The sequence below is a fragment of the Rhizobium brockwellii genome, from assembly GCF_000769405.2.
GTDB lineage: Bacteria > Pseudomonadota > Alphaproteobacteria > Rhizobiales > Rhizobiaceae > Rhizobium > Rhizobium brockwellii.
In genome coordinates, this window is record NZ_CP053439.1 from 1,007,427 (window position 1) to 1,026,189 (window position 18,763).

Below are 18,763 nucleotides of genomic sequence, written 5' to 3' on the forward strand. Positions count from 1 at the left end.
CAGCCGAGGCGCCCGTCAGCTCAGCGAGACCGCCGTCCCATGACGCGCATGTCGCGCTGCGGCGGCGCCTGGCGGATGAAGCGATAGTCGGGCGTTGCCACCGGCGCGGGCATGGCTGGCGCTTCCGGCTTATAGGTATAGCGATCGGCACGCCGCCAGGCTTCGACGCGTTCGTGGCATTCTTCCGGGTCGAGCGCATCGAGCACCATCCAGCCGCGAGTGACGTTGTGCTGCTGTTCGGCAAGGTGCGGATAGAGCCTTTCGAGCACGAAGACGGCATCGAGAAAGCCCATGCCGAGGCTGGTCAGCGTCGTGGCGAGTTGCTGGCCGGAAAGATCGAGCATGATGCGCTCGGCAAGCCAGCGGCTGGCGGAAAGCGCATCGGCAAGCGCGGTTGCGAAATGCGTCGCCTCACGCGAACGGGCGAAGCGCACCAGCAGCGCCTCTTGAATGTCGGTGAGCGTGCGCAGACCGAGCCTGTCTTCGTCGGCCCGGCCGAGATGGCCGGCAAGCCCGAGGATACGCTCGCGCAACGCCTCTTCATTGGCAATCCGCTGTTCCTCCAGCGCATCTGCCTCGTTGGTCTCGGCAGGCGCTGGTGAAAGCGGGACTGCCGGCGATGCCATGATCGGCGCCGATGCGTCCGCGGAGCGCGGCTGGCTCTGGCGCAGCGCCACCAGCGCATCGATGACCTTCGGCGAGAGTGAATCGCGGCTGACGATCGCCTTGACATGCGCTGCACCCTGCATGCGCGCGATGGTGATCAGCGTATCGTCGGCAACTGCCTTTGAGGCGGCAAGAAAAGGCGCCGCGATCTCGATCGGCTGGTTGCCGATAAACAATGCTACGGCTGCCGGCATGTTCTCGCATTGGGAGAGTGCTGCGACCGCCTGGCGCTTGGCCTCGTCGGAGGAAGCCTGGAACAGCGGCATGAAAAGTTCGGCGAATTGGCGCAGTTCGGACCGTGTCGGATGAGACAGGTTCTCGAAACTGCTGACAGTCGCCATTAACACCACGTCCTTTTTCCTGACGGCCAAGGGGCCTTCTAGGTCTCGAAACCGGTCACGCACAAAAACACCCCGAAAACGCGGAACAAGGGGACCAAGGGCCGATATACGCTGGCGGAACGCATGTCAGGCCATACGGTTATGAACAAATCCTACACCGGTACGGTTAATGCATGCTGAAGATTTTATTAAAAAGCAACAGAAATATACACGTGAGGCGTGTGCAGGCATGGTTGGCCGGCAATATGAAAAGCGAAGTTTGAAGGGGCACTACGACGGTTGCTCATCGCGGCTGTGAAGGTGGAAAAGTTCAGGCGATCCTATGATCGCGCAGCGCATGCAGCAGCTTTTCGCGGCTGTCGTAACCGGCCTGATAAAGGTCGAGGGCTGCGGATGCCGCGAATTGCGCGTCGACGCTTTTGATGTCGATGCGCCGTTCCGAGCACCAGGCATCGAGCGCACTGCGCAACACGTCGAGATCGTCAGGCGAGAAGGATGAATTCACCAGCAAAGACACCGCTTACCCTCCGCATTCCGGCAAGAGCGGGGAAAATCTCCGATCGATCGGTGCCCGGAAACGTGTGATCGACATGAGCGAACATACGCGCATCTGCGCGCCTCGCAATTAAATATTTTCATGACGCATTTTTGCAACACCGTCTCTTTCTCGGCAGGGAGATTGCCGCGCCAGCGCCAACTATGTGAATTATTTCTAATTTTATGCGCCGATGCCGAGCCGCGCCTTTGCGCGGGCGGCGTGAAACCAAATCAACTCTTCGAGCGTTAAAGGGGAAGTGAGGTGAACTGTGTTTGGCATCCGCTGCACATTAGTAAACTGTTAACTGTCATGTGGCTCAATTCGGATAGGAACGACGCGATTTGAGTAGTTGGATCGTCGAAACTCCGCATCACGGTATTTCAATCAAGTGCCGTGGGAAAGGCGCGAATGCCCTCGGTCCGGTCATCCCGGTACTGCAGGACGCGCCGGCCCGCACATTGGTGGGCAGGGTGAAATCCATCGCAAGTTCATCCGTCTCGGGCAGTGCATGGAGACGAGAATGGCAATAGTAGTCGCATTGGCGGATCGGCGGCCGCGGGCGCCGCGTCGCCCGGACAAAGAGCCCCGCGAAGCCAAGATCCTTTGGTTCACCGGCGTCCGCTACGAGCGGTTGGTCGAGAGCCCGAAACATCGTCCGGCGCCCGCGCCGCGCGTCAACAAGAAGTAACCGCTTGTTCAACCTCAGCGGGCGACGAATTGCTCGCAGCCGGCTTCCGTGAGGAAGTTCCGCGCGGCCTCATCGAAGCTCGCCTGCGGCGCCAGCGTCCGCAGCACGGCATAACCGTCCGGCCGTGCCATCTCCACCAGGATCGCCTGCTGCAGCTCCTGGGGCAAGTTTTTGCGCAGGTCTGTCAGCTGGATCGGACTGCCGGCCAGCACATCGAGCGCCCCGCCGACCGACGTCCTGTCGTTCATGCTGAAGACCTCGTTGGAGGCGCTGTCGTAGATCGCGATCGACCAGAAGGGCACATTGCCCTTGGCGGTGAAATGCACAGGCGTATCCTCGACGTCGAAGGAGCAGACCGCGGTGCGCAGGAAGGGGTCGCCATTGGCAAGGCCGGCCTCGTCATACTGGTCGCCGAGCAGGTAGAAATTATTGAGGTCGCCTTCTGCCTCCACGCGGGTCGCCGCATCCCTGCCGGTGAAATGCGGCAGCGACAGGATGATGACGAGATGCAGCAGGGCTGCGCCGAAAAGGCCGGTCAGGACCGCGAAGAATATCCTAAGCATTGCCACATCCGGTCTTGGTGAGCTTCGGCATGGCGAGGTCGATCACGCCGGAACTGCCGGCGGTCGGGGTGTCGAACAGCGTCAGCACCAGTCGGAAGGTGCCGGCCTGTGGCAAGGCCAGCCAGTTGCCCGGCTGTGCGACGGCGGAGATCTCGATCGAGAAGCTGCTATCTTGCTGGCGCAGCACCGTCCAGGAATTCAGCGCTGAGGGATGGCCGGTCGTGACCGCCGCCGGATTGCCGCCATTGTCGGCGGTAAAGAGGGTCCAGAGCCGGGCAGGCGGCGTCTGACCGCTGATGCGGTAGCGGCAGCCGGCATTCAGCCGCGCGCCCTCGTCGTCGACGCTCGCCGTAAACGTTAGGCCCTCGGCGCTGCCATAGAGCAGCTTGCCGGCGCGCGCCCGGTGCGACTTGGCATAAGGATCGGCCTCGACCGTCTGCAGCGCTGGAAAGGCCTCCCAGGCACCGAGCTTGATCGCCCCAAACCCCTGTGTCGCATCCAGCGCATAAAGCGAAATCATGATCCCGCCGCCAAAGGCGACGATCAGCGTGATCGCGATAAAGAGGGGGAATCGAAACACGTCAGGACCTTGGAAACCATATCGGGTGAAAGGGTTACCACTGATTCTGGCGGGGTGGAATGCCGCGCCGTGACATGGGCGCCGATTGATTCACGGTTATGTCCATGCGGCAAAGCCGTCATGCCAAGTGCGGCAACGGCAATCCGTGCCGATATATCGAGGCTGATTTCGGTGCGCCAGGCGGAGCCTGCTACTCCGCGCTCGCCACCTTCGCCGGCGCGAGCGGGGCGGCATCCTTCAACTTTTCGCCAAGCTTCCTGAGGATGTCGGTCGATTGAACCGAGAGCATGCGCGGCCGGATAAGCTGCGGCAATCCGTCCTGCGGCTTGGCGGCGGCGGTCTTGGCGAGATCCTTTTCCGAGGGCAGGGGGTTTTCGACGCCGGGGATGGCGCGCAGCGTGACGCCCTGATGGGCGTAGTCCATGGCGCGCTTGAAGGTCATCGCCGGTAGCGAGCCGCCGGTCATCTCGTTGGTCGAGGTGTAGTCGTCATTGCCGAACCAGACGGCGCAGGTGTAATTGCCGGTGAAGCCGACGAACCAGGCGTCGCGATAGGCCTGGGTCGTGCCGGTTTTGCCGGCCGTCAGGATGCCGTTGTCGAGGGCCGCCTTGCGCGCCGTGCCGACATAGGGAACGCGCGATAGCATCTGGTTCATATAGGCGTCGGCCTGTTCGGAGAGCACACGCTTCGGCGCCGGCTCGTCGCGGTCGAAATCGTAGAGCACGTCGCCATCGTAGTCGAGGATCTGGGTGATGCCGTGGCGGCGCGACTGGTAGCCGCCGGCCGGGAAGGTGGCATAGGCGGTCGCCTGGTCGAGCACCGTCACCTCGGAAGTGCCGATCGGGATGGTGACGTCATCGCGGATCGGCGTTTCCACACCGAGGTTTTTCGCCATCGCCCGGATCGGCTGAATACCGAGTTTTTCCTTGGCAAGCCGCACCGGCACGGTGTTGATCGACTGGGCGATCGCGGTCTCGAGCGTGATGCGGCCGGCATAGCGGTTTGCGTAATTGTGCGGGCTCCAGTTGCCCCAGTAGATCGGCGCATCGACGATCGTCGTCTGCGGCGTCATGCCGCTCTCCATCGCCACCGCATAAGTGTAGACCTTGAAGGACGAGCCTGGCTGGCGCAGAGCCCTGCTGGCGCGGTTGAACTGGCTCTCGCCGTAATCCCGGCCGCCGACCATGGCGCGGACGGCGCCGCCATTTTCGATCATCACCATCGCGCCCTGCTTGGCGTGATAGGCCTCGCCATATTCGCGCAGCGACGTCTCGACCGAATCCTCCGCCGCCTGCTGGATGCCCATGTCGATCGTCGTGCGCACGATCAGCGAATGCTGGTGGAAGCGCGACGAAAGCCGCTGCACCTCGTCGAAAGCCCAATCGAGGAAGAAATCGGGCGATTCCACCTCGTTGCGGTCGACGACGGTGGCCGGATTGCGCCTGGCGGCGATCACCTGGCCCTCGGTCATCAACCCGCTCTGCACCAGATTGGTCAGCACTTCGTTGGCGCGGGCACGCGCCGCCGGCAGGTTGACATGCGGCGCGTATTTCGCCGGCGCCTTGAACAGGCCGGCGAGCATGGCGGATTCGGCAAGGTTCACATCGGTGATGTTCTTGCCGAAATAGAACTGCGCCGCCGCCGCTGCGCCAAAAGTGCCGCCGCCCATATAGGCGCGGTCAAGATAGGTGGAGAGGATTTCCTTCTTGGAAAGGTTCGCCTCGAGCCACAGTGCCAGGAACGCCTCGGTGACCTTGCGGTCGATCGAGCGTTCATTGGACAGGAACAGGTTCTTGGCGAGCTGCTGCGTCAGTGTCGAGCCGCCTTGGACGACTTCGCCGGCGCGCGCATTCTCGCTCATGGCGCGGAAGAGGCCGATGAAGTCGATGCCGAAATGGTCGAAAAAGCGCCGGTCCTCGGTGGCGATCACCGATTTGATCAGTGAATCCGGCAATTCGTCGATCGGCACGGAATTCTGGTGGATGACGCCGCGATGGCCGATGACGTTGCCGTAGCGGTCGGTGAAGGTGACGGCGAAATCGCCGCGGTTGCGCCAGTCTTCGTTGGTCGCCTCGAAGGCGGGCTGGGCAAGCAGCAGCATCAGCACCGAGCCGGCCGCCCCGAGCGTCAGCCCTTCGCCGGCAAGTTCGAAGACCATGCGCTTCCAGCCGCGCACACGGAAGCGGCGGAAGAAAATGGTAATGTCTTCCCAGATCTCGGCGGCGCGGAAGCCGGCGTTCCAGACGGTCGAATCGATCCAGGAATCGATGCGCAGCAGAATGTGACGGCTCTTTGCCGGCCGCTTTTCCGCTGCCTCGTTCGCCGCTTTTCCGGGCCTTTTTTCTGGCCCGTTTTCTGGCCCATTTCCTGGCCCATTTCCTGGGTTGTCCGGATCCTGCACGTCCTGTATTCCCGCCTGATCTCGCTTCGGTCATATCCGACGAAAGCGCGAGGCCCGCATATGGCCGCAAAGCTCTCCGATACCGGGAGAGAATTCTCCGAGTACCAGGAGTATACTGAAGGATTGATTGATTTTGCGGCTGATAACAAGAGAGATGCATCAGGGTCACGCGAATTTGCGGGCCGCTGTTGCAAGAAACGAACGATGAACGATCTGCCCTTCTGGAAGAGCAAGACGCTTGCCGAAATGACCGTCGTCGAGTGGGAAAGCCTCTGCGACGGCTGCGGCCTCTGTTGTCTCAACAAGATCGAGGAATGGGATAGTGGCGATATCTATTTCACCTCGGTCAGTTGCAAGCTTCTCGACGGCGAAAGCTGTCGCTGCTCCAGCTATGAGAACCGCTGGGATTTCGTGCCGGACTGCGTGCAGCTGACCAAGGAGAACGTGCCTGACATCGCCTGGCTGCCGCCCACCTGCGGCTACCGGCTGGTCAATGAAGGCCGCGACCTCTACTGGTGGCACCCGCTCGTCTCCGGCGACCCGGAGACCGTCCATGCCGCCGGCATTTCCGCGCGAGGCCGCGCGATCAATGAAAATGAGATCGATCTCGACGATCTCGAGGACTACGTCGTCGACTGGCCGCTGACCGTGGGCGAGGAGAAGGACGACGAGGACGCTTGAGACCGCTGGCGAAGGCTTTCTCTTGCACGGCGAATGACGCATTCGCACAGCGCACGCCTTACCTCCGGCGCGATACGCAAAATTGGCACTGGCCGCTGCTTGATTATTGAAAAGTGAGACCCTACTTGCGGTGCAACCCGCTGGTCCGGGCCCCTCTGGCGAGAGCTTCGGCACTCTTGCGATGTCGGGCCTCTTCTCCGACAACCAGTGCCGCCAGGGGACTATCCTTGAATCTCTCTTTTTTGTTCGTCGAGTGGCTGGGAACGCCGCTCTGGATGTGGTCGAGCTTTTTCGCCCTCGTCATCGCCATTCTGTCGTTCGACCTCGGTATTCTTCATAAGCAGAACAAGGAAATCGGCGTCGGCGAAAGCGTCAGGCTTTCCGCTCTCTATATCGCGCTCGGCCTTGCCTTCGGTGGTTGGGTATGGTGGTACCTCGGCTCCGAGGCCGGCCTTGCCTATATGACGGGCTTCGTCGTCGAAAAGACGCTGGCCCTCGACAACGTCTTCGTCATCGCCCTGATCTTCTCCTTCTTTGCCGTGCCGCGTATCTACCAGCACCGGGTGCTCTTCTGGGGCATTCTCGGCGTCATCGTGCTGCGCGCCATCATGATCGGCGTCGGCGCGACGCTGGTCGCCGAATTCGCCTGGCTTCTCTATATCTTCGCTGCTTTCCTGATCGTCACCGGCATCAAGATGCTGGTCATCAAGGAGGCAGAGCCTGATGTTTCGAAGAACATCCTCGTGCGCTTCATGCGCAGCCGCTTCAACGTTACCGAGGAACATCACGGCGAACGGTTCTTCGTCAGGAAGGCAAATCCCAGGACGGGCAGGATGACCTGGTTCATCACGCCGCTCTTCATGGCGCTGGTGATGGTCGAAGTGGCCGACGTTATCTTCGCCGTGGATTCGGTCCCCGCGATCTTCGCAATCACCACCGATCCGTTCATCGTCTACACCTCGAACATCTTCGCGATCCTCGGCCTTCGCGCCCTTTACTTCGCGCTTGCGGCGATGATCCACCGCTTCCGTTACCTGAAGCCGGCGCTTGCCATCGTGCTGATCTTCATCGGCTCGAAGATCTTCCTCGCCGATCTGCTGGGCCTTGAAAAATTCCCGGCCGCGCTCTCGCTCAGCATCACCTTCGCGATCATCGCTGCCGGCGTGGTCTGGAGCCTTCTCAAGACGCGGGATCCGCAGCAGCCCGCCTGAGCGGGCTCTGCACAGGGAATACGTCAACAAAGAAGGAAACAGATATGATTTCGAATTTCATCGGCTGGATTTTTGCCCTGCTCGTCGTCGATCCGTTGCAGGCTGAGATACAGCAACAGGCTGAGCGTGCCCGGCTTCCCGTGGAGATCGTCCGCCAGTCCCAGGCCTGCCTGACATCCCAAGGGCCGAAGCTCATAGAGCGCGCCGCCGGCGACTACGGCTGGGCGGCGGCCACGGTCGTCAGCATAGCGATCGGCCATACCGCGCCGGCCGAACTTCTCGACGGCAGCGACCCGCAATGCGCAGCCCTGGTCGACGCGCTGAAGGGAGCCGGCGCGGGTGCGTGACGGCGACCTGCTGAAAATGGACTGCGTGATGCCTGATCAAGACGAAAATAGACGGCCGCCGTGCGGTGTAGCCACCGCGCGGCTCCGGGAGATGCTGGAACTCGCCCGGATGAAGGGCGGCCTCTCCATCGGCGAGGCTCTGGAGGCGATGGGCTCGACCAGCATCGCCTTCACCATCCTGTTCCTGGCAATCCCGGCGCTGACTCCGATTCCCGGGCCGTTCGGAATGGTTTTCGGCACCGCGCTGGCGCTGGTTTCCCTCCAGATCGTTGCGGGCGGCCGGAAGGTCTGGCTGCCCGCCATCGTCAGGGATCGCCGGGTTTCGTCGACGACGCTCGATCTCGTCGTGGGTCACGCGGTTCCGGTGATCGCCCGGGTGGAGAAGGTCGTGCGCGCCGGCCGGCTGCAGGCCTTCACCGGCCCGACGGTGCAGGCGCTTCTCGGCATTCCTGTCTTCCTGCTCGCCGTGGTGATCGCGCTGCCGATTCCCTTCGGCAATATTCTGCCGGTGTTCTCGCTGGTGGTGCTCGCCGTCGCCCTGATGGAGCGGGATGGTCTCGTCACCCTGATCGGACTGCTGCTTACATTGGCGACCATCGTCGCGACCGCCGCCTTGCTTTATTTTATCAAGGCGATGATCTTCACAGCCTCTTAAGCTGAATGGACAGGTACCGCGGCGAGGAAATGCCGCAACTCCGTCTCGACATAGGCGGCCACCGGCCCTTCGGCGCCAAAACCCCACCAGATGAGCGAACCCTGCCATTGCGACAGCATCAGCCGGGCGATCATCTCCGGCGCCTTCGCCGATCCGAAACATCGAGCGATTGCCGCCGTAAGTGCCGCTCCCCAGGCGGCACCCCGGGCACGCAGCATCGGATCGCGAAAATCCTCGCGAAGCACCAGCAGTCCCTCGCCATAGGCGGCGGCATTATCGCCGTAATCCAGCGACAGGCCGACGAGCAGCGCGACGGCGCCTTCCGGCGTTTTCGGCACGGTCTCGGCAAGCCGCGCCGTTTCCGCATCAAGCCTGTCCCAGGCATAAAGCAGCGCGGCGCGCAGCATCGCCGCTTTCGTGGCAAAACGCTGCACCAGCGTCGAGCCGGAAAGGCCGCTGGCTTTCGCCACCGCCGCAAAGGTCGCCGCCTCCGGCCCCTCGGCTTGGATCACCGCCAGCACCATGGCGAGAAGCTGTTCATCTGACACTGTGCGGCGACGCGGCATGAAATTCCTCTTGCATCCGCCTCGAATATAAACGATCATTCGTTTATATACAAGGAGCGCCAGCTTCAGCAATTCTGGGAAAAGTGTGAAGCGGTTTTCCCAGGCAAAGCGCGAAACGGTTTTGCCGGGAATTGCGTGAAAACAAAGAGCTAATTCCTGGCGCTTCATTGCGGCATGAGGCGTTCTAGCGTGGAGGATGGAGAAGTGACAGCGAATTTGCGGGAGAAAGTTGCCTTGGTGGCGGGTGCCACGCGCGGCGCCGGCCGCGGCATCGCGGTGGAGCTCGGCGCCGCCGGCGCCACCGTCTACGTGACCGGGCGCACGACGCGCGCCCAGCAATCCGAATATATTAGGCCGGAGACGATCGAAGAGACGGCCGAGCTGGTAACCGCCGCAGGCGGTAAGGGTATCGCCGTGCAGGTGGACCATCTCGTCAAGCAACAGGTCGAGGCGCTGGTCGCCCGCATCCGCGGCGAAGCCGGCCGGCTCGATATTCTCGTCAACGACATCTGGGGTTGCGAGAAACTGTTCGAATGGGACAAGGCCGTCTGGGAGCATTCGCTGGACAAGGGCCTGCGCATGCTGCAGCTGGGCATCGAGACGCATTTGATTACCGCCCATTACGCCCTGCCGCTGATGATCGAGCGGCCGGGCGGATTGCTGGTGGAGATGACCGACGGCACGGCCGAATACAATGCCACCCATTACCGGCTGTCGCCGTTTTACGACCTCGTCAAGACGGGCGTCACCCGCATGGCCTGGGCGCATGCGCAAGATTTGGCGAAACACGGCGCCACCGCCGTTTCGATCACGCCGGGCTGGCTGCGCTCCGAAATGATGCTGGATGCTTATGGTGTTCGTGAGGAGAACTGGTGCGAGGCGACGAAAGTGCAGCCGCATTTCGCCATTTCCGAAACGCCGCATTTCGTCGGCCGGGCCGTTGCGGCCATCGCCGCCGATCCCGACCGCGCCCGCTGGAACGGCCAGTCGCTGTCGAGCGGCGAAGTGGCCAAGACCTACGGCTTCGACGATATCGACGGTTCGCGGCCGGATTGCTGGCGCTACATGGTGGAAGTGCAGGAGCCGGGCAGACCGGCTGACGTGACGGGTTATCGCTAAACAATTCCAGGGAAAGAGGCGGCTTTCCCTGGAATTGAATGCAGGCAAAAGGTCAGAGCAGCTCTGCGCTTCCGTGAAAGCTAAACTGCTCTAACGCCCCGTCATCATGCTGTGGCAAGCCGCGCCGCCTCGCGAAACGAGACCAGTCGTTTCGTCTGTTCGTCCCACAGGACCAGCTTGACGCAACGCAGGCTTTCCATGAGCGTGATGCGGCCCAGATCGGCAAGCTCAGGATGATCTCGCAGCACCTCCGGCAGCCGGTAGTAAGGCACCCGGCTAGACAGATGATGTACGTGGTGGATGCCGATATTGCCGGTGATCCAGCGCAGCACCGGCGGCAGGTCGTAATGCGAGGCACCGTGCAGGGCCGCATGCTGGAACTGCCACTCCGGCTCCTTCGACCAATGTGTTTCCTCGAATTGATGCTGGACGTAGAACAACCAGACGCCGGCAGCACCTGCCAGAAGAACGGTCGGCAGATGCACCAGTAAGAAGGGGACGATCCCGACCGCCCAGATCAGCAGCGCGGCGACCACTGCGATGGCAAGATTGGTCGCCATGGTCGAGATCCAGGGCAGGGCGCCGGAGCGCATCATGCCAAAAGGCAGGCGCTGCTTGAAGAGGAACAGCCATGCCGGTCCGATCCCGAACATCACGATCGGGTGCCGGTAGAGCCGGTAGCCGAGCCGGCCCCAGCGCGACAGCGCGTTGTATTCGGCGATCGTCAGCGTTTCGATGTCGCCAACGCCGCGTTCGTCCAGGTTTCCGGCCGAGGCGTGGTGTTCTGCATGCGCCCGGCGCCAATAGTCGTAGGGCGTCAGCGTCAGGATGCCGATCGTGCGTCCAACCCAGTCGTCGACGCGACGACGGGCGAAAAACGAGCCGTGGCCGCAATCATGCTGGATCATGAACAGCCGGAGCAGGAAGGCGGCGGCGGGAAGGACGAGGATCAGGCCGGGCCAGAAGCTGTAGTGAACCGCTGCCCAGGCGGCAGCCCAGAACAGCGCGAAGGGGACAACGGTGACGGCAAGCTCGAAAGCGCTGCGTCCGGCTCGCGGCTGGCGATATCCGGCAAGGATCTTCAACCAGCGCTTTTCAGCGAAAAGCTCGGCATTCCCCCGGGATCGCTCCGGGTTTTCGTCGGGCTCGCCCAAAGGGGCCACTTTGATTTCCTCGCACTCGCTGCGGCGCGCAGATTCGATCACAGAGTGACGCCGTGAAAGGCCGCGATGGCCGAAAGGCCGAGTGCAATCACTACGGCCGAGCGGATGAGGAAGAGCGGATAGTCGAAGTGGTACATTGTAAGAAGTGTGGTCATGGTCGCAGCAATTCCTGTTTTTCTGAAGACATGTCAATAGGCGATGATGTCACGCCCGCGCGTCCGGCAAGACGCGTTATCACTTGCGCTGTTAGACGCAGCGAGGGCGAGAGCGGCGGCTCGATAGGAAGTTCTATTTCTTTGGAGCACTGCCCTGCGGGGCGGTTTTGGTCGCCGTCTTCATCTGGTTGGCGAATGTGCTTTCCACCTTCGCTTCCTGCTTGTCCTTCTTCGGCTTCCGGACCTCGCGATTGCTTCTTGCCTGTCCTTTTGCCATCGATGAAATCTCCCTTTAGATCGAAATTGAAAGCCGCAGCCTGCGTGGTATTCGCCCCGTTTGTCGGTCGCGATCGGAGATCGCGGGATCGTCATGACGGGCAACCCGACAACACCGGGCCGCAGGGATGGAATGAAAATGATGCCTGCTGAAACCGCATCGCTGTCTGGAGGCGGATGACCGGAGAGGTCACCGAAAGCCAAACCCGACGTTGAGACGGGACGTCACCATGCTTTCGCGATCGGGAAAATGGCGGGGCCGGAAACCCGGTCACCGCTAATGCCGCATCGGCCAAATCAGCGAGCTTTTGTTATAGACTAAAATTGAGGTGCCATTAAGGCCGCCGCCGCAGGAAAGCCATATTTCCACAGGGCATGAAGCGCGCCGCGCAAAACTATGCAGCGATTTTGCGATAACGACACACGTAAAAACAGGACGTAAAGCGCGAGCAACGAATCTTGCGACCGCCTTAGTCATTCACGGAAAACAGGCGGATCAACTTCGTTCTTTCCATCTCCGCTCGGCCTGATGTCGACATGATGCCGCGATCCAAACAGAGTTCTATATCCCGTCCGATATCGAGCGGCACCAGCATGCCGCCGGCCTTGAGCAGGCGGTCTGTCATCGACAGAAGCATATCCACTTTCGCCTGGCAGCCATCGATTTCCAGGAGCGCCACCCGGCGCTCCCTGTCGATGTCGGCAAGATCCCTAGCCTGTTGCCGTTGTTGGTAAGCCCCGAATTGCACCCATCCGAAATAACCGGCCGCTACTACGCAGATACAAAGCAAAAGGGTTTTTCGCACAATATTCCTTCGGAGCCGGGCGGCTCGCTTGCCGCTAAAGCATGTCGCGCAAAAGTGTGCAGCGGTTTTGCGCTAATGGCATGCGTAAAACAAAGACCTAAAGCGCGAGGAGTGAATCTGAAAGATCGCGACGCGCTTTAGAACATCAGCGAGAGCGCGATGTCGTCCGAAAACCGCTCACACTTTTCGGCATCATGCTCTAGCCGGCGGCGCGTCTTTCGCGGGGCAATCCCTGTATCGCATATCGATTAAAGACGGGGGTTACCGGTTTCGGCGGCGTCTTCAGCTTGCCGAAATGGTGTTCGAGCGCTTGTGAGAGCATGGCCGGCGAGGTGACGCCCTCTTCGAACAGCCTGATCAACAGTATGGCCGCGACGTTGAAGACACGTTCTTTGCCGATCAGGATTTTGGCGTCGTAGCCGGCGTCGTCGAGCACGCCTTGCAGCATGTCGAGATCGGACGAAGTCAGATGCGACTTTTCGAAAGTGGAAGACATCGGTCCTCCTTTCATCGGGGCAAGGGTATAAAAACCCTCAGTCGGCAGCGCCCTTACACTGGCTGCCGAAGTTGAGACCATGCGCCTTTCACCCAGGCAACGCAACGGGATTCTTTGCAGCAACCGCTCCGGTTCACGAGCAGCCCGCACCGGTCAGGGTGCGGGCTGCTGACAGTCATTCCGCCGCCTGATAGCTGGGTCTCCGGGTGATCGATGTCCGCGGACCGGCGGCGGCAAGCAAGGTAATCGCCACCGCAAGCAGGGCCACGAAGGCGATGCCGGCGACATAGGGGTCCCAGCCGAAATGCGGCGCGGCTCCGAAGACTGCCGAGGCCGCCGCAAGTACGATGCCGCCGCCGATCTGGAAGGAGGCGAAGAGCAGTCCGGAGGCGAGCCCTGCCTTGTCATCCTCCACATCGGAAAGGGCCGCAACCTGCACCGAGGGGTAGGTCAGGGCGTAACCGAGGCCGAGCGGGATCTGCGAGAACAGCACGAGCAGGATCGGATCGACATGTCCAAGTGCGGTCACCCAGAAGATATAGCTGAACGCCTGCAGACCGACACCCGCCGCCATCAGCCCGGTGGCGCCGCGATTTTGCGCCAACGTCGCAAAACGTGGCGCCAGGAACATCACGAAGACGCCGCCAAGCGCAAAGCAGAAGCCGGTCGTGAAGGCCGACCAGCCGAGGACGTTCTGATAATAGAGCGTCGCCAGGAACTGGAAGCCGACATAGGCGCCCTGGAAGAGGGCGGCAATCGCATTGGCATGCCGGAGCTTGGCCCGCCGGAACATGCCGAGCGGCACCATCGGATCGGCATGCCGCGCTTCGACCACGAGAAAGAGCAGGATCAGCGCCAGCGACGCGACGAGCGAACCCCAGGTCGCAAAAGCCTGCCAGCCAGCGGCCGCAGCATTGGTGATGCCGAAGACGAAGAGCAGCAGCCCAGGGGTGATCGTCAGCGCGCCGGCCCAGTCGAAGGCCGGCCGCGGTCCCGTCCTTTTCGGGTCGGCGGGCAGCACCAGTGGCGCAACAAAAAGCGTCAGGATGGCGACGGGCGCGCCCATGACCAGTGTCGCCCGCCAGCTGATAATCGTCGCAGCACCACCGAGCACCATGCCGAGCACAAAGCCGGCGGCGCCGGTGGAGGAGAAGACCCCGAGCGCCTTTGCCCGTGCCGTTCCCTCGCCGAAGACGGAGAGCAGCAGCGCAAGCGCCGCAGGCGCGGTGAAGGCGGCGGCAATGCCCTTGACCAATCGGGCGGCGATCAGCGTCGTCCCGCTGTTGACGAAGCCGCCGGCGATGCTGGCGGCGGCAAAGATCGCCAGCGACCAGAGGAAGACGCGGCGGTGGCCGAAAACGTCGGCGACTCGGCCACCGAGCAGCAGGAAGCCGCCATAGCCGAGCACATAGGCGCTGACCGCCCATTGCAGCGATGTCGCCTCCATGCCGAGTTCGGCCTGGATGGCGGGGAGCGCAACGCCAATGGTGGAGACGTCCATGGCGTCGAGGAAATTGGCGGCGCAGAGCAGCAGCAATGCCAGCCCCGCTCCGCTTGGCGATTTGGAAAGAGTCATCGAAATCGTTCCTTCTTTGCTGCCGCCTCATCGGGGGAGGTTGCCGGGCGGCAGGGAACGAGAAAATGTACAGCTTCCATTCCTATTGCAAATTGATAGTAGCCATGCCAGGTATTACTAACGATGATGAATGATGTCACCCTTCGTAAGATCGACCTCAACCTCCTGCTGGCCTTTTCGGTGCTGATGCAGGAGCGCAATGTCAGTCGCGCCGCCGAGCGCCTGCTGCTCGGTCAGCCAGGTCTGTCGGCCGCTTTGCGGCGCTTGCGCGAAGCCCTGGACGATGAACTGTTCGTGCGTGTCGGCCGCGGCCTGCAGCCGACGCCGCGCGCCCTTTCCATCGCTCCGGCGATCGAGGATGCGCTGTCGGGCATCGAGCGCGCCATCCGCCCGCAGGCTGAGTTCGATCCGGCGAGCTGGCAGGGCGAGTTCCGCATCGGCATGTGCGACAATCTCGAATCGGCCTTCTTCGGCCCGCTTGCCGCCCGTCTTCTCCAGCTTTCACCCGGCGCCCGGCTGATCGGCATCGCTTCCGAAAAGCGCGATGCCGCACGCCGGCTGGATGAAGGCGTCTTCGATTTCAGCGTCGCGATGCATGACGAACCCGCCTCCTGGCACATTCGCGCGCCGCTGTTCGACCAAGTCTCGATCTGCATCTACGATGCAGCTCAGCTCGGGCTGAAGGCGCCGTTGAGCCTCAAGGATTTCGCCAATGTCGCCCATGTCACCGTCTCGTTCGAAGGCAACACCTCGACCGGTATCGACATGGCGCTGAACCGCACCGGCGATGTGAGACAGGTGGTGGCGACCGTGCCGCGCTTTTCCGCTCTGCCGATGGTGCTGAAGGCGATGCCCGCCATTGCCACCGTGCCGGAATCGATCGGTCGCTGCATGGCGCAGTTACATGGGCTGATGCTTTGCGAGCCGCCGCTTTCGCTGCCGGCCGATCCCGTGACGATGCTTTATCGCCGAGTCGACCAGACGGACGGCCGGGCGCGCTGGTTCCGTCGCCTGTTCATCGATGTAGCCAATAAAGCGCTCGAAGCCTCCGGCTGCTGCGTATCCATTCCGAGAGCCGCTGCCTGACGGTCCGTTATAGCTCGCCTTTGTGGAAATAAGCTTCGAGGCGATAGCCGTCCGGGTCGATTATGAAAGCGGCGTAATAGAATTGCCCATAATCCGGCCGCACACCTGGTTCGCCATTATCCGTGCCGCCGGATGCAACGGCCGCCGCGTGAAAGGCATCGACCGCGGCCTCATCGGGCGCGACGAAGCAGAAGTGCAGCCCGGATCGCATGTCGGCAACAACAGGCTGTTCGACCTGCATCAACCAGAGCCCGACCCTTTCCGGGCCGTAGCCGATTATGTTGTCGGAATTGGAAAGGCGCTCATATCCGAGCGGCGCCAGCGCCGCATCGTAGAAACGGCGGGCTCTTGCGAGGTCTTTTACGCCGATGGAAATGTGATCGAACATGGACTGCGAAACTCCCTATCTTCCGCTAATGATTGACCACACCCAAGATGGCTCGACGCCAACATCTTTCAACCGCTATTCTAAAGCATGTCGCGCAAAAGTATGTGGGACAGGCAGTCCTACGACAGATGCCGCCTGAGGCCGGACATTGCCGCATCCGCCCAGGTCTCGTTCTAAACAGCTCGCTCGGCGACGCTTTGCATCTGCTGCAGCTCCGTTACCTCATAGGTCCACACTCGAAATGCCTTCAGCACATGCGGTCCGAAGGAATTGATGAGCGGTATGTCGGCGGCGTCGCGCCCGCGTGCGACGATGATACGACCGATCCGCGGCGTGTTGTTGCGCGGATCGAATGTATGCCATGCACCGTCGAGGAAGACCTCGATCCAGGCGCTGAAGTCCATCGGATCGACGACGGGAATACCGATGTCACCGAGATGGCCATTGATATATCGGGCAGGAATGTTGAGGCAACGGCACAGCGCCACCGCGAGATGCGCAAAGTCGCGACAGACGCCGACACGTTCGTGGAACGCCTCGAAAGCTGTCCGCGTCGATCGCGCCTGCATGTAGTCGAATTGGATATGGCCGTGAACGAAGTCGCAGATCGCCTGAACGCGGCCCCAGCCGGGTGAGACGGTGCCGAACATATCCCATGCAATCTGGCTGAGACGATCCGTCTCGCAATAGCGGCTGCCCATCAGGTAGACGAGGCAATCATCCGGCAACTCCGAAACCGGGAGTTCCCTGGCTCCTGGCAGCGACCTGTCCAGTTTGCCGTCGTCTTCGATCGTCGCATCGCCCCATATGGTCAGGTCGCCCGCTGGGGCAACCAACCGAAGACAGCGGTTGCCGAAGAGATCGCGATAGGTCGAAGTGGGAACATCGGGCGTGGTGAAGACCGTTTCCGGAATTCTGATGTCGGCCGCGCGATCGTCATGAACCGACAACAGACAGACCAATGCTGTCGGCTGCGGGCAGGTCAACGTTATTTCATAGCCGTAACGGATTAACATGGAGCGTTCTCGCGCGTCCGGATCCGTCTAGCGGAAATCCGCCGCAGTTAGAGTATAGAAGGCGCGGCGGCGGTAGGAATAGGCTTTGTGTGCCACGTTCTGAATGGAGTTGCGCAGGGCGTCGAAAGACGAAAGCCACCTCGTTTCCGAAGGCTCGGTTCTTTGCAATGCGGCGTCGGATTTCGCCAGCGCGCCAACCTCGATGAAGAACAACACCTGGAACATGCCGTCATGGCCGACGAAGCGCACAGCATTTCTCGCTGCATCGAAGCTACGGCTTTGGTTTAGGAAAGCTAGCGCCATGGTTGGACCGGCGGGCTCTTACGAGCACTCCGAGCGGCGCCCGACAGCCTGAGCCATTCCTTCCGGTATCCTATGTTGAGGAGATTGAAGGACATCATGTCTTCCCCGGCTTCCGCATGGTCGACGTGCACGGGAACGCTTGCAGAAACACGATAGACGGTCCACGAACGGGCGGATTCGATCCGGCGGTCGTGTTCGATCTCCATGGAGTAGCGGCCGGGCGCTTCCCAGGTGTGGACGGCAAAGGCATTCCGTCTTCGTTCGGCTTCGTCTTCATGGCTGTTCACGATGTCAACCTTTCGTCGTTCGGGCCGTGGCCATGGCCAAACGTCCTCTCGATCAGTGTTGCGCCGCTGCCGGCGGGCGATAGGTTTACCAGTTCCAGGCTATCTTCCGTCGCGACCCGCTCATGACGTTCATCGTCACTGCGAATGCGGTATTGCAGCACATTTCCTCTGAGAGGCAGCGTGGCGGTAATGCGGTATGTGTCGGGAAGCTTGGAGGGAACGACCAAGAACCCGTCCTTCACTCGGACAGTCTGCCCCACCTTGAAGATATGCGTTGCTGCCTCGCGCCGGATTGAGCGTCCATTGCGTTGCGGGATGCGCGTAGCGGTCATGACGGTTTGTGGTCCTTTTCGATCGCGGTTTCGAGATCTGACAGGTGGATAGGCATCATCTGCTGCGTCGAACTCTGCGCGGCGATCGCCGGCAGGTGGATGAAGGCGCCGACCCGTCGCCAGGCAAGCCTGGAAACGCTGTCGATCAATTCCTCGTCATAGTCGACGCGGTATTCTCCGGCTGGCTGCGCCCCGTCGAAGCCGGGCAGGCGGAATGGGGATGAAAAGCGGACGACGGTTTGTGTGGTGCGACTTGTCACGGCTGAGGCCTCCGCAGGAACACACCGATGCGTTTCCTGTATCGTTGAGATCCGAACCGGACGAACTCGAGGCTGCCGGTACATCCGCGGTCAGCGCCAAGCTCATTCCGGATCAGAACAGGCGAAATCAACGCCGGAACGACGTCATGGATCGCTATCGAGAATTCAGTGGTGATGGCGGGTCGTAGGTCTCTGACACCGCGAAGCCAGGTCGGCCAAATCGACGAGGCCTATCATTGCGCCTCGATTGAGCTTAAATCAAG

General features: G+C 61.4%; 24 protein-coding genes. 7 read left to right on the forward strand and 17 right to left on the reverse strand.

Features of this window, described 5'->3' with window-relative positions:
- Window positions 1-20 precede the first annotated feature (20 nt).
- Together RLCC275e_RS05145 and RLCC275e_RS05150 are read right to left on the reverse strand one after the other, a co-directional pair.
- Entirely contained in the window at window positions 21-1,070 is a 1,050-nt protein-coding gene (locus RLCC275e_RS05145; protein WP_033180553.1) for a DUF2336 domain-containing protein, read from the reverse strand.
- A 247-nt stretch (window positions 1,071-1,317) separates the two neighbouring features.
- Entirely contained in the window at window positions 1,318-1,524 is a 207-nt protein-coding gene (locus RLCC275e_RS05150) for a hypothetical protein (RefSeq protein ID WP_033180552.1), read from the reverse strand.
- Between the two features lie 541 nt (window positions 1,525-2,065).
- Between RLCC275e_RS05150 and RLCC275e_RS05155 the strand changes: the two genes are divergently transcribed.
- A complete protein-coding gene (locus RLCC275e_RS05155; RefSeq protein ID WP_165405045.1) occupies window positions 2,066-2,233 on the forward strand; it encodes a hypothetical protein in 168 nt (55 codons plus the stop codon).
- Window positions 2,234-2,247: 14 nt separating this feature from the next.
- On the opposite strand, the gene RLCC275e_RS05160 is transcribed toward RLCC275e_RS05155, so the two are convergent.
- From RLCC275e_RS05160 to RLCC275e_RS05170, 3 genes are all read right to left on the reverse strand, one after another.
- Window positions 2,248-2,796 carry a DUF1254 domain-containing protein gene (locus tag RLCC275e_RS05160; protein WP_033180551.1) on the reverse strand — a complete coding sequence of 183 codons (549 nt, stop codon included), beginning with the start codon at window positions 2,794-2,796 and terminating at the stop codon, window positions 2,248-2,250.
- On the reverse strand, window positions 2,789-3,376 hold the full coding sequence (locus RLCC275e_RS05165; protein ID WP_003557846.1) for a DUF1214 domain-containing protein: 588 nt from the start codon (window positions 3,374-3,376) through the stop codon (window positions 2,789-2,791). The genes RLCC275e_RS05160 and RLCC275e_RS05165 overlap by 8 nt, the downstream gene beginning before the upstream one ends.
- Window positions 3,377-3,566: 190 nt before the next feature.
- On the reverse strand, window positions 3,567-5,777 hold the full coding sequence (locus tag RLCC275e_RS05170; protein ID WP_033180550.1) for a transglycosylase domain-containing protein: 2,211 nt from the start codon (window positions 5,775-5,777) through the stop codon (window positions 3,567-3,569).
- 204 nt (window positions 5,778-5,981) lie between these two features.
- Here RLCC275e_RS05170 and RLCC275e_RS05175 point away from each other — a divergent pair, with 204 nt between their 5' ends.
- From RLCC275e_RS05175 to RLCC275e_RS05190, 4 genes are all read left to right on the forward strand, one after another.
- A complete protein-coding gene (locus RLCC275e_RS05175; RefSeq protein ID WP_033180549.1) occupies window positions 5,982-6,458 on the forward strand; it encodes a YcgN family cysteine cluster protein in 477 nt (158 codons plus the stop codon).
- A 227-nt stretch (window positions 6,459-6,685) separates the two neighbouring features.
- A complete protein-coding gene (locus RLCC275e_RS05180) occupies window positions 6,686-7,669 on the forward strand; it encodes a TerC family protein (protein WP_033180548.1) in 984 nt (327 codons plus the stop codon).
- A gap of 44 nt (window positions 7,670-7,713) precedes the next feature.
- Window positions 7,714-8,016, forward strand: a complete 303-nt coding sequence (locus RLCC275e_RS05185; protein WP_033180547.1) for a hypothetical protein — start codon at window positions 7,714-7,716, stop codon at window positions 8,014-8,016.
- Between the two features lie 28 nt (window positions 8,017-8,044).
- Window positions 8,045-8,671 carry an exopolysaccharide biosynthesis protein gene (locus RLCC275e_RS05190; RefSeq protein WP_033180702.1) on the forward strand — a complete coding sequence of 209 codons (627 nt, stop codon included), beginning with the start codon at window positions 8,045-8,047 and terminating at the stop codon, window positions 8,669-8,671.
- Here the strand turns inward: RLCC275e_RS05190 and RLCC275e_RS05195 are convergent.
- Complete coding sequence (locus RLCC275e_RS05195) at window positions 8,668-9,237, reverse strand: TetR family transcriptional regulator (protein WP_033180701.1); 570 nt, start codon at window positions 9,235-9,237, stop codon at window positions 8,668-8,670. The genes RLCC275e_RS05190 and RLCC275e_RS05195 overlap by 4 nt on opposite strands.
- 204 nt (window positions 9,238-9,441) lie before the next feature.
- On the opposite strand from RLCC275e_RS05195, the gene RLCC275e_RS05200 reads away from it, so the two are divergent.
- Window positions 9,442-10,356: an SDR family oxidoreductase gene (locus RLCC275e_RS05200; RefSeq protein ID WP_033180546.1), complete on the forward strand. Its 915-nt coding sequence runs from the start codon at window positions 9,442-9,444 to the stop codon at window positions 10,354-10,356.
- 104 nt (window positions 10,357-10,460) lie between these two features.
- Here RLCC275e_RS05200 and RLCC275e_RS05205 read toward each other — a convergent pair whose 3' ends face one another.
- The 5 genes from RLCC275e_RS05205 to RLCC275e_RS05225 form a co-directional block, all read right to left on the reverse strand.
- A complete protein-coding gene (locus RLCC275e_RS05205; protein ID WP_033180545.1) occupies window positions 10,461-11,510 on the reverse strand; it encodes a fatty acid desaturase in 1,050 nt (349 codons plus the stop codon).
- Between the two features lie 297 nt (window positions 11,511-11,807).
- Window positions 11,808-11,951, reverse strand: a complete 144-nt coding sequence (locus RLCC275e_RS05210; RefSeq protein ID WP_165418911.1) for a hypothetical protein — start codon at window positions 11,949-11,951, stop codon at window positions 11,808-11,810.
- Between the two features lie 469 nt (window positions 11,952-12,420).
- A complete protein-coding gene (locus RLCC275e_RS34645) occupies window positions 12,421-12,756 on the reverse strand; it encodes a hypothetical protein (protein WP_033180544.1) in 336 nt (111 codons plus the stop codon).
- A 199-nt stretch (window positions 12,757-12,955) separates the two neighbouring features.
- Window positions 12,956-13,333, reverse strand: a complete 378-nt coding sequence (locus RLCC275e_RS05220; protein ID WP_171816906.1) for a hypothetical protein — start codon at window positions 13,331-13,333, stop codon at window positions 12,956-12,958.
- Window positions 13,334-13,427: 94 nt separating this feature from the next.
- Entirely contained in the window at window positions 13,428-14,828 is a 1,401-nt protein-coding gene (locus tag RLCC275e_RS05225; protein WP_033180543.1) for an MFS transporter, read from the reverse strand.
- Window positions 14,829-14,951: 123 nt separating this feature from the next.
- On the opposite strand from RLCC275e_RS05225, the gene RLCC275e_RS05230 reads away from it, so the two are divergent.
- Complete coding sequence (locus RLCC275e_RS05230; RefSeq protein WP_003557875.1) at window positions 14,952-15,914, forward strand: LysR family transcriptional regulator; 963 nt, start codon at window positions 14,952-14,954, stop codon at window positions 15,912-15,914.
- Between the two features lie 7 nt (window positions 15,915-15,921).
- Here the strand turns inward: RLCC275e_RS05230 and RLCC275e_RS05235 are convergent, their stop codons facing one another.
- From RLCC275e_RS05235 to RLCC275e_RS05260, 6 genes are all read right to left on the reverse strand, one after another.
- A complete protein-coding gene (locus RLCC275e_RS05235; protein WP_033180542.1) occupies window positions 15,922-16,302 on the reverse strand; it encodes a VOC family protein in 381 nt (126 codons plus the stop codon).
- A 173-nt stretch (window positions 16,303-16,475) separates the two neighbouring features.
- Window positions 16,476-17,318 (reverse strand): transglutaminase-like domain-containing protein, encoded by an 843-nt coding sequence (locus RLCC275e_RS05240; RefSeq protein ID WP_003557879.1) that lies wholly within the window; start codon window positions 17,316-17,318, stop codon window positions 16,476-16,478.
- Between the two features lie 27 nt (window positions 17,319-17,345).
- Window positions 17,346-17,621 carry a DUF1488 family protein gene (locus RLCC275e_RS05245; protein ID WP_003557881.1) on the reverse strand — a complete coding sequence of 92 codons (276 nt, stop codon included), beginning with the start codon at window positions 17,619-17,621 and terminating at the stop codon, window positions 17,346-17,348.
- Window positions 17,612-17,908, reverse strand: coding sequence for a hypothetical protein (locus RLCC275e_RS05250; RefSeq protein WP_033180541.1), 297 nt, complete (start codon window positions 17,906-17,908; stop codon window positions 17,612-17,614). Before RLCC275e_RS05250 ends, RLCC275e_RS05245 begins: the two co-directional genes overlap by 10 nt.
- The gene (locus tag RLCC275e_RS05255) at window positions 17,905-18,240 is read right to left on the reverse strand and encodes a hypothetical protein (RefSeq protein ID WP_003557884.1); all 336 of its coding nucleotides are present in this window, start codon (window positions 18,238-18,240) and stop codon (window positions 17,905-17,907) included. Before RLCC275e_RS05255 ends, RLCC275e_RS05250 begins: the two co-directional genes overlap by 4 nt.
- Window positions 18,237-18,500: a hypothetical protein gene (locus tag RLCC275e_RS05260; RefSeq protein WP_012756688.1), complete on the reverse strand. Its 264-nt coding sequence runs from the start codon at window positions 18,498-18,500 to the stop codon at window positions 18,237-18,239. The genes RLCC275e_RS05255 and RLCC275e_RS05260 overlap by 4 nt, the downstream gene beginning before the upstream one ends.
- Window positions 18,501-18,763: the final 263 nt, after the last annotated feature.

Bases quoted from the DNA above. Each gene is read 5' to 3' on its own strand.
- RLCC275e_RS05195 (WP_033180701.1), bottom strand. From the start codon at position 9,237: ATGCCGCGTCGCCGCACAGTGTCAGATGAACAGCTTCTCGCCATGGTG.
- RLCC275e_RS05160 (WP_033180551.1), bottom strand. From the start codon at position 2,796: ATGCTTAGGATATTCTTCGCGGTCCTGACCGGCCTTTTCGGCGCAGCC.
- RLCC275e_RS05210 (WP_165418911.1), bottom strand. From the start codon at position 11,951: ATGGCAAAAGGACAGGCAAGAAGCAATCGCGAGGTCCGGAAGCCGAAG.
- RLCC275e_RS05190 (WP_033180702.1), top strand. From the start codon at position 8,045: ATGCCTGATCAAGACGAAAATAGACGGCCGCCGTGCGGTGTAGCCACC.
- RLCC275e_RS05240 (WP_003557879.1), bottom strand. From the start codon at position 17,318: ATGTTAATCCGTTACGGCTATGAAATAACGTTGACCTGCCCGCAGCCG.
- RLCC275e_RS05235 (WP_033180542.1), bottom strand. From the start codon at position 16,302: ATGTTCGATCACATTTCCATCGGCGTAAAAGACCTCGCAAGAGCCCGC.
- RLCC275e_RS05255 (WP_003557884.1), bottom strand. From the start codon at position 18,240: ATGACCGCTACGCGCATCCCGCAACGCAATGGACGCTCAATCCGGCGC.
- RLCC275e_RS05225 (WP_033180543.1), bottom strand. From the start codon at position 14,828: ATGACTCTTTCCAAATCGCCAAGCGGAGCGGGGCTGGCATTGCTGCTG.
- RLCC275e_RS05185 (WP_033180547.1), top strand. From the start codon at position 7,714: ATGATTTCGAATTTCATCGGCTGGATTTTTGCCCTGCTCGTCGTCGAT.
- RLCC275e_RS05175 (WP_033180549.1), top strand. From the start codon at position 5,982: ATGAACGATCTGCCCTTCTGGAAGAGCAAGACGCTTGCCGAAATGACC.
- RLCC275e_RS05220 (WP_171816906.1), bottom strand. From the start codon at position 13,333: ATGGTCTCAACTTCGGCAGCCAGTGTAAGGGCGCTGCCGACTGAGGGT.
- RLCC275e_RS05155 (WP_165405045.1), top strand. From the start codon at position 2,066: ATGGCAATAGTAGTCGCATTGGCGGATCGGCGGCCGCGGGCGCCGCGT.
- RLCC275e_RS05245 (WP_003557881.1), bottom strand. From the start codon at position 17,621: ATGGCGCTAGCTTTCCTAAACCAAAGCCGTAGCTTCGATGCAGCGAGA.
- RLCC275e_RS05230 (WP_003557875.1), top strand. From the start codon at position 14,952: ATGATGAATGATGTCACCCTTCGTAAGATCGACCTCAACCTCCTGCTG.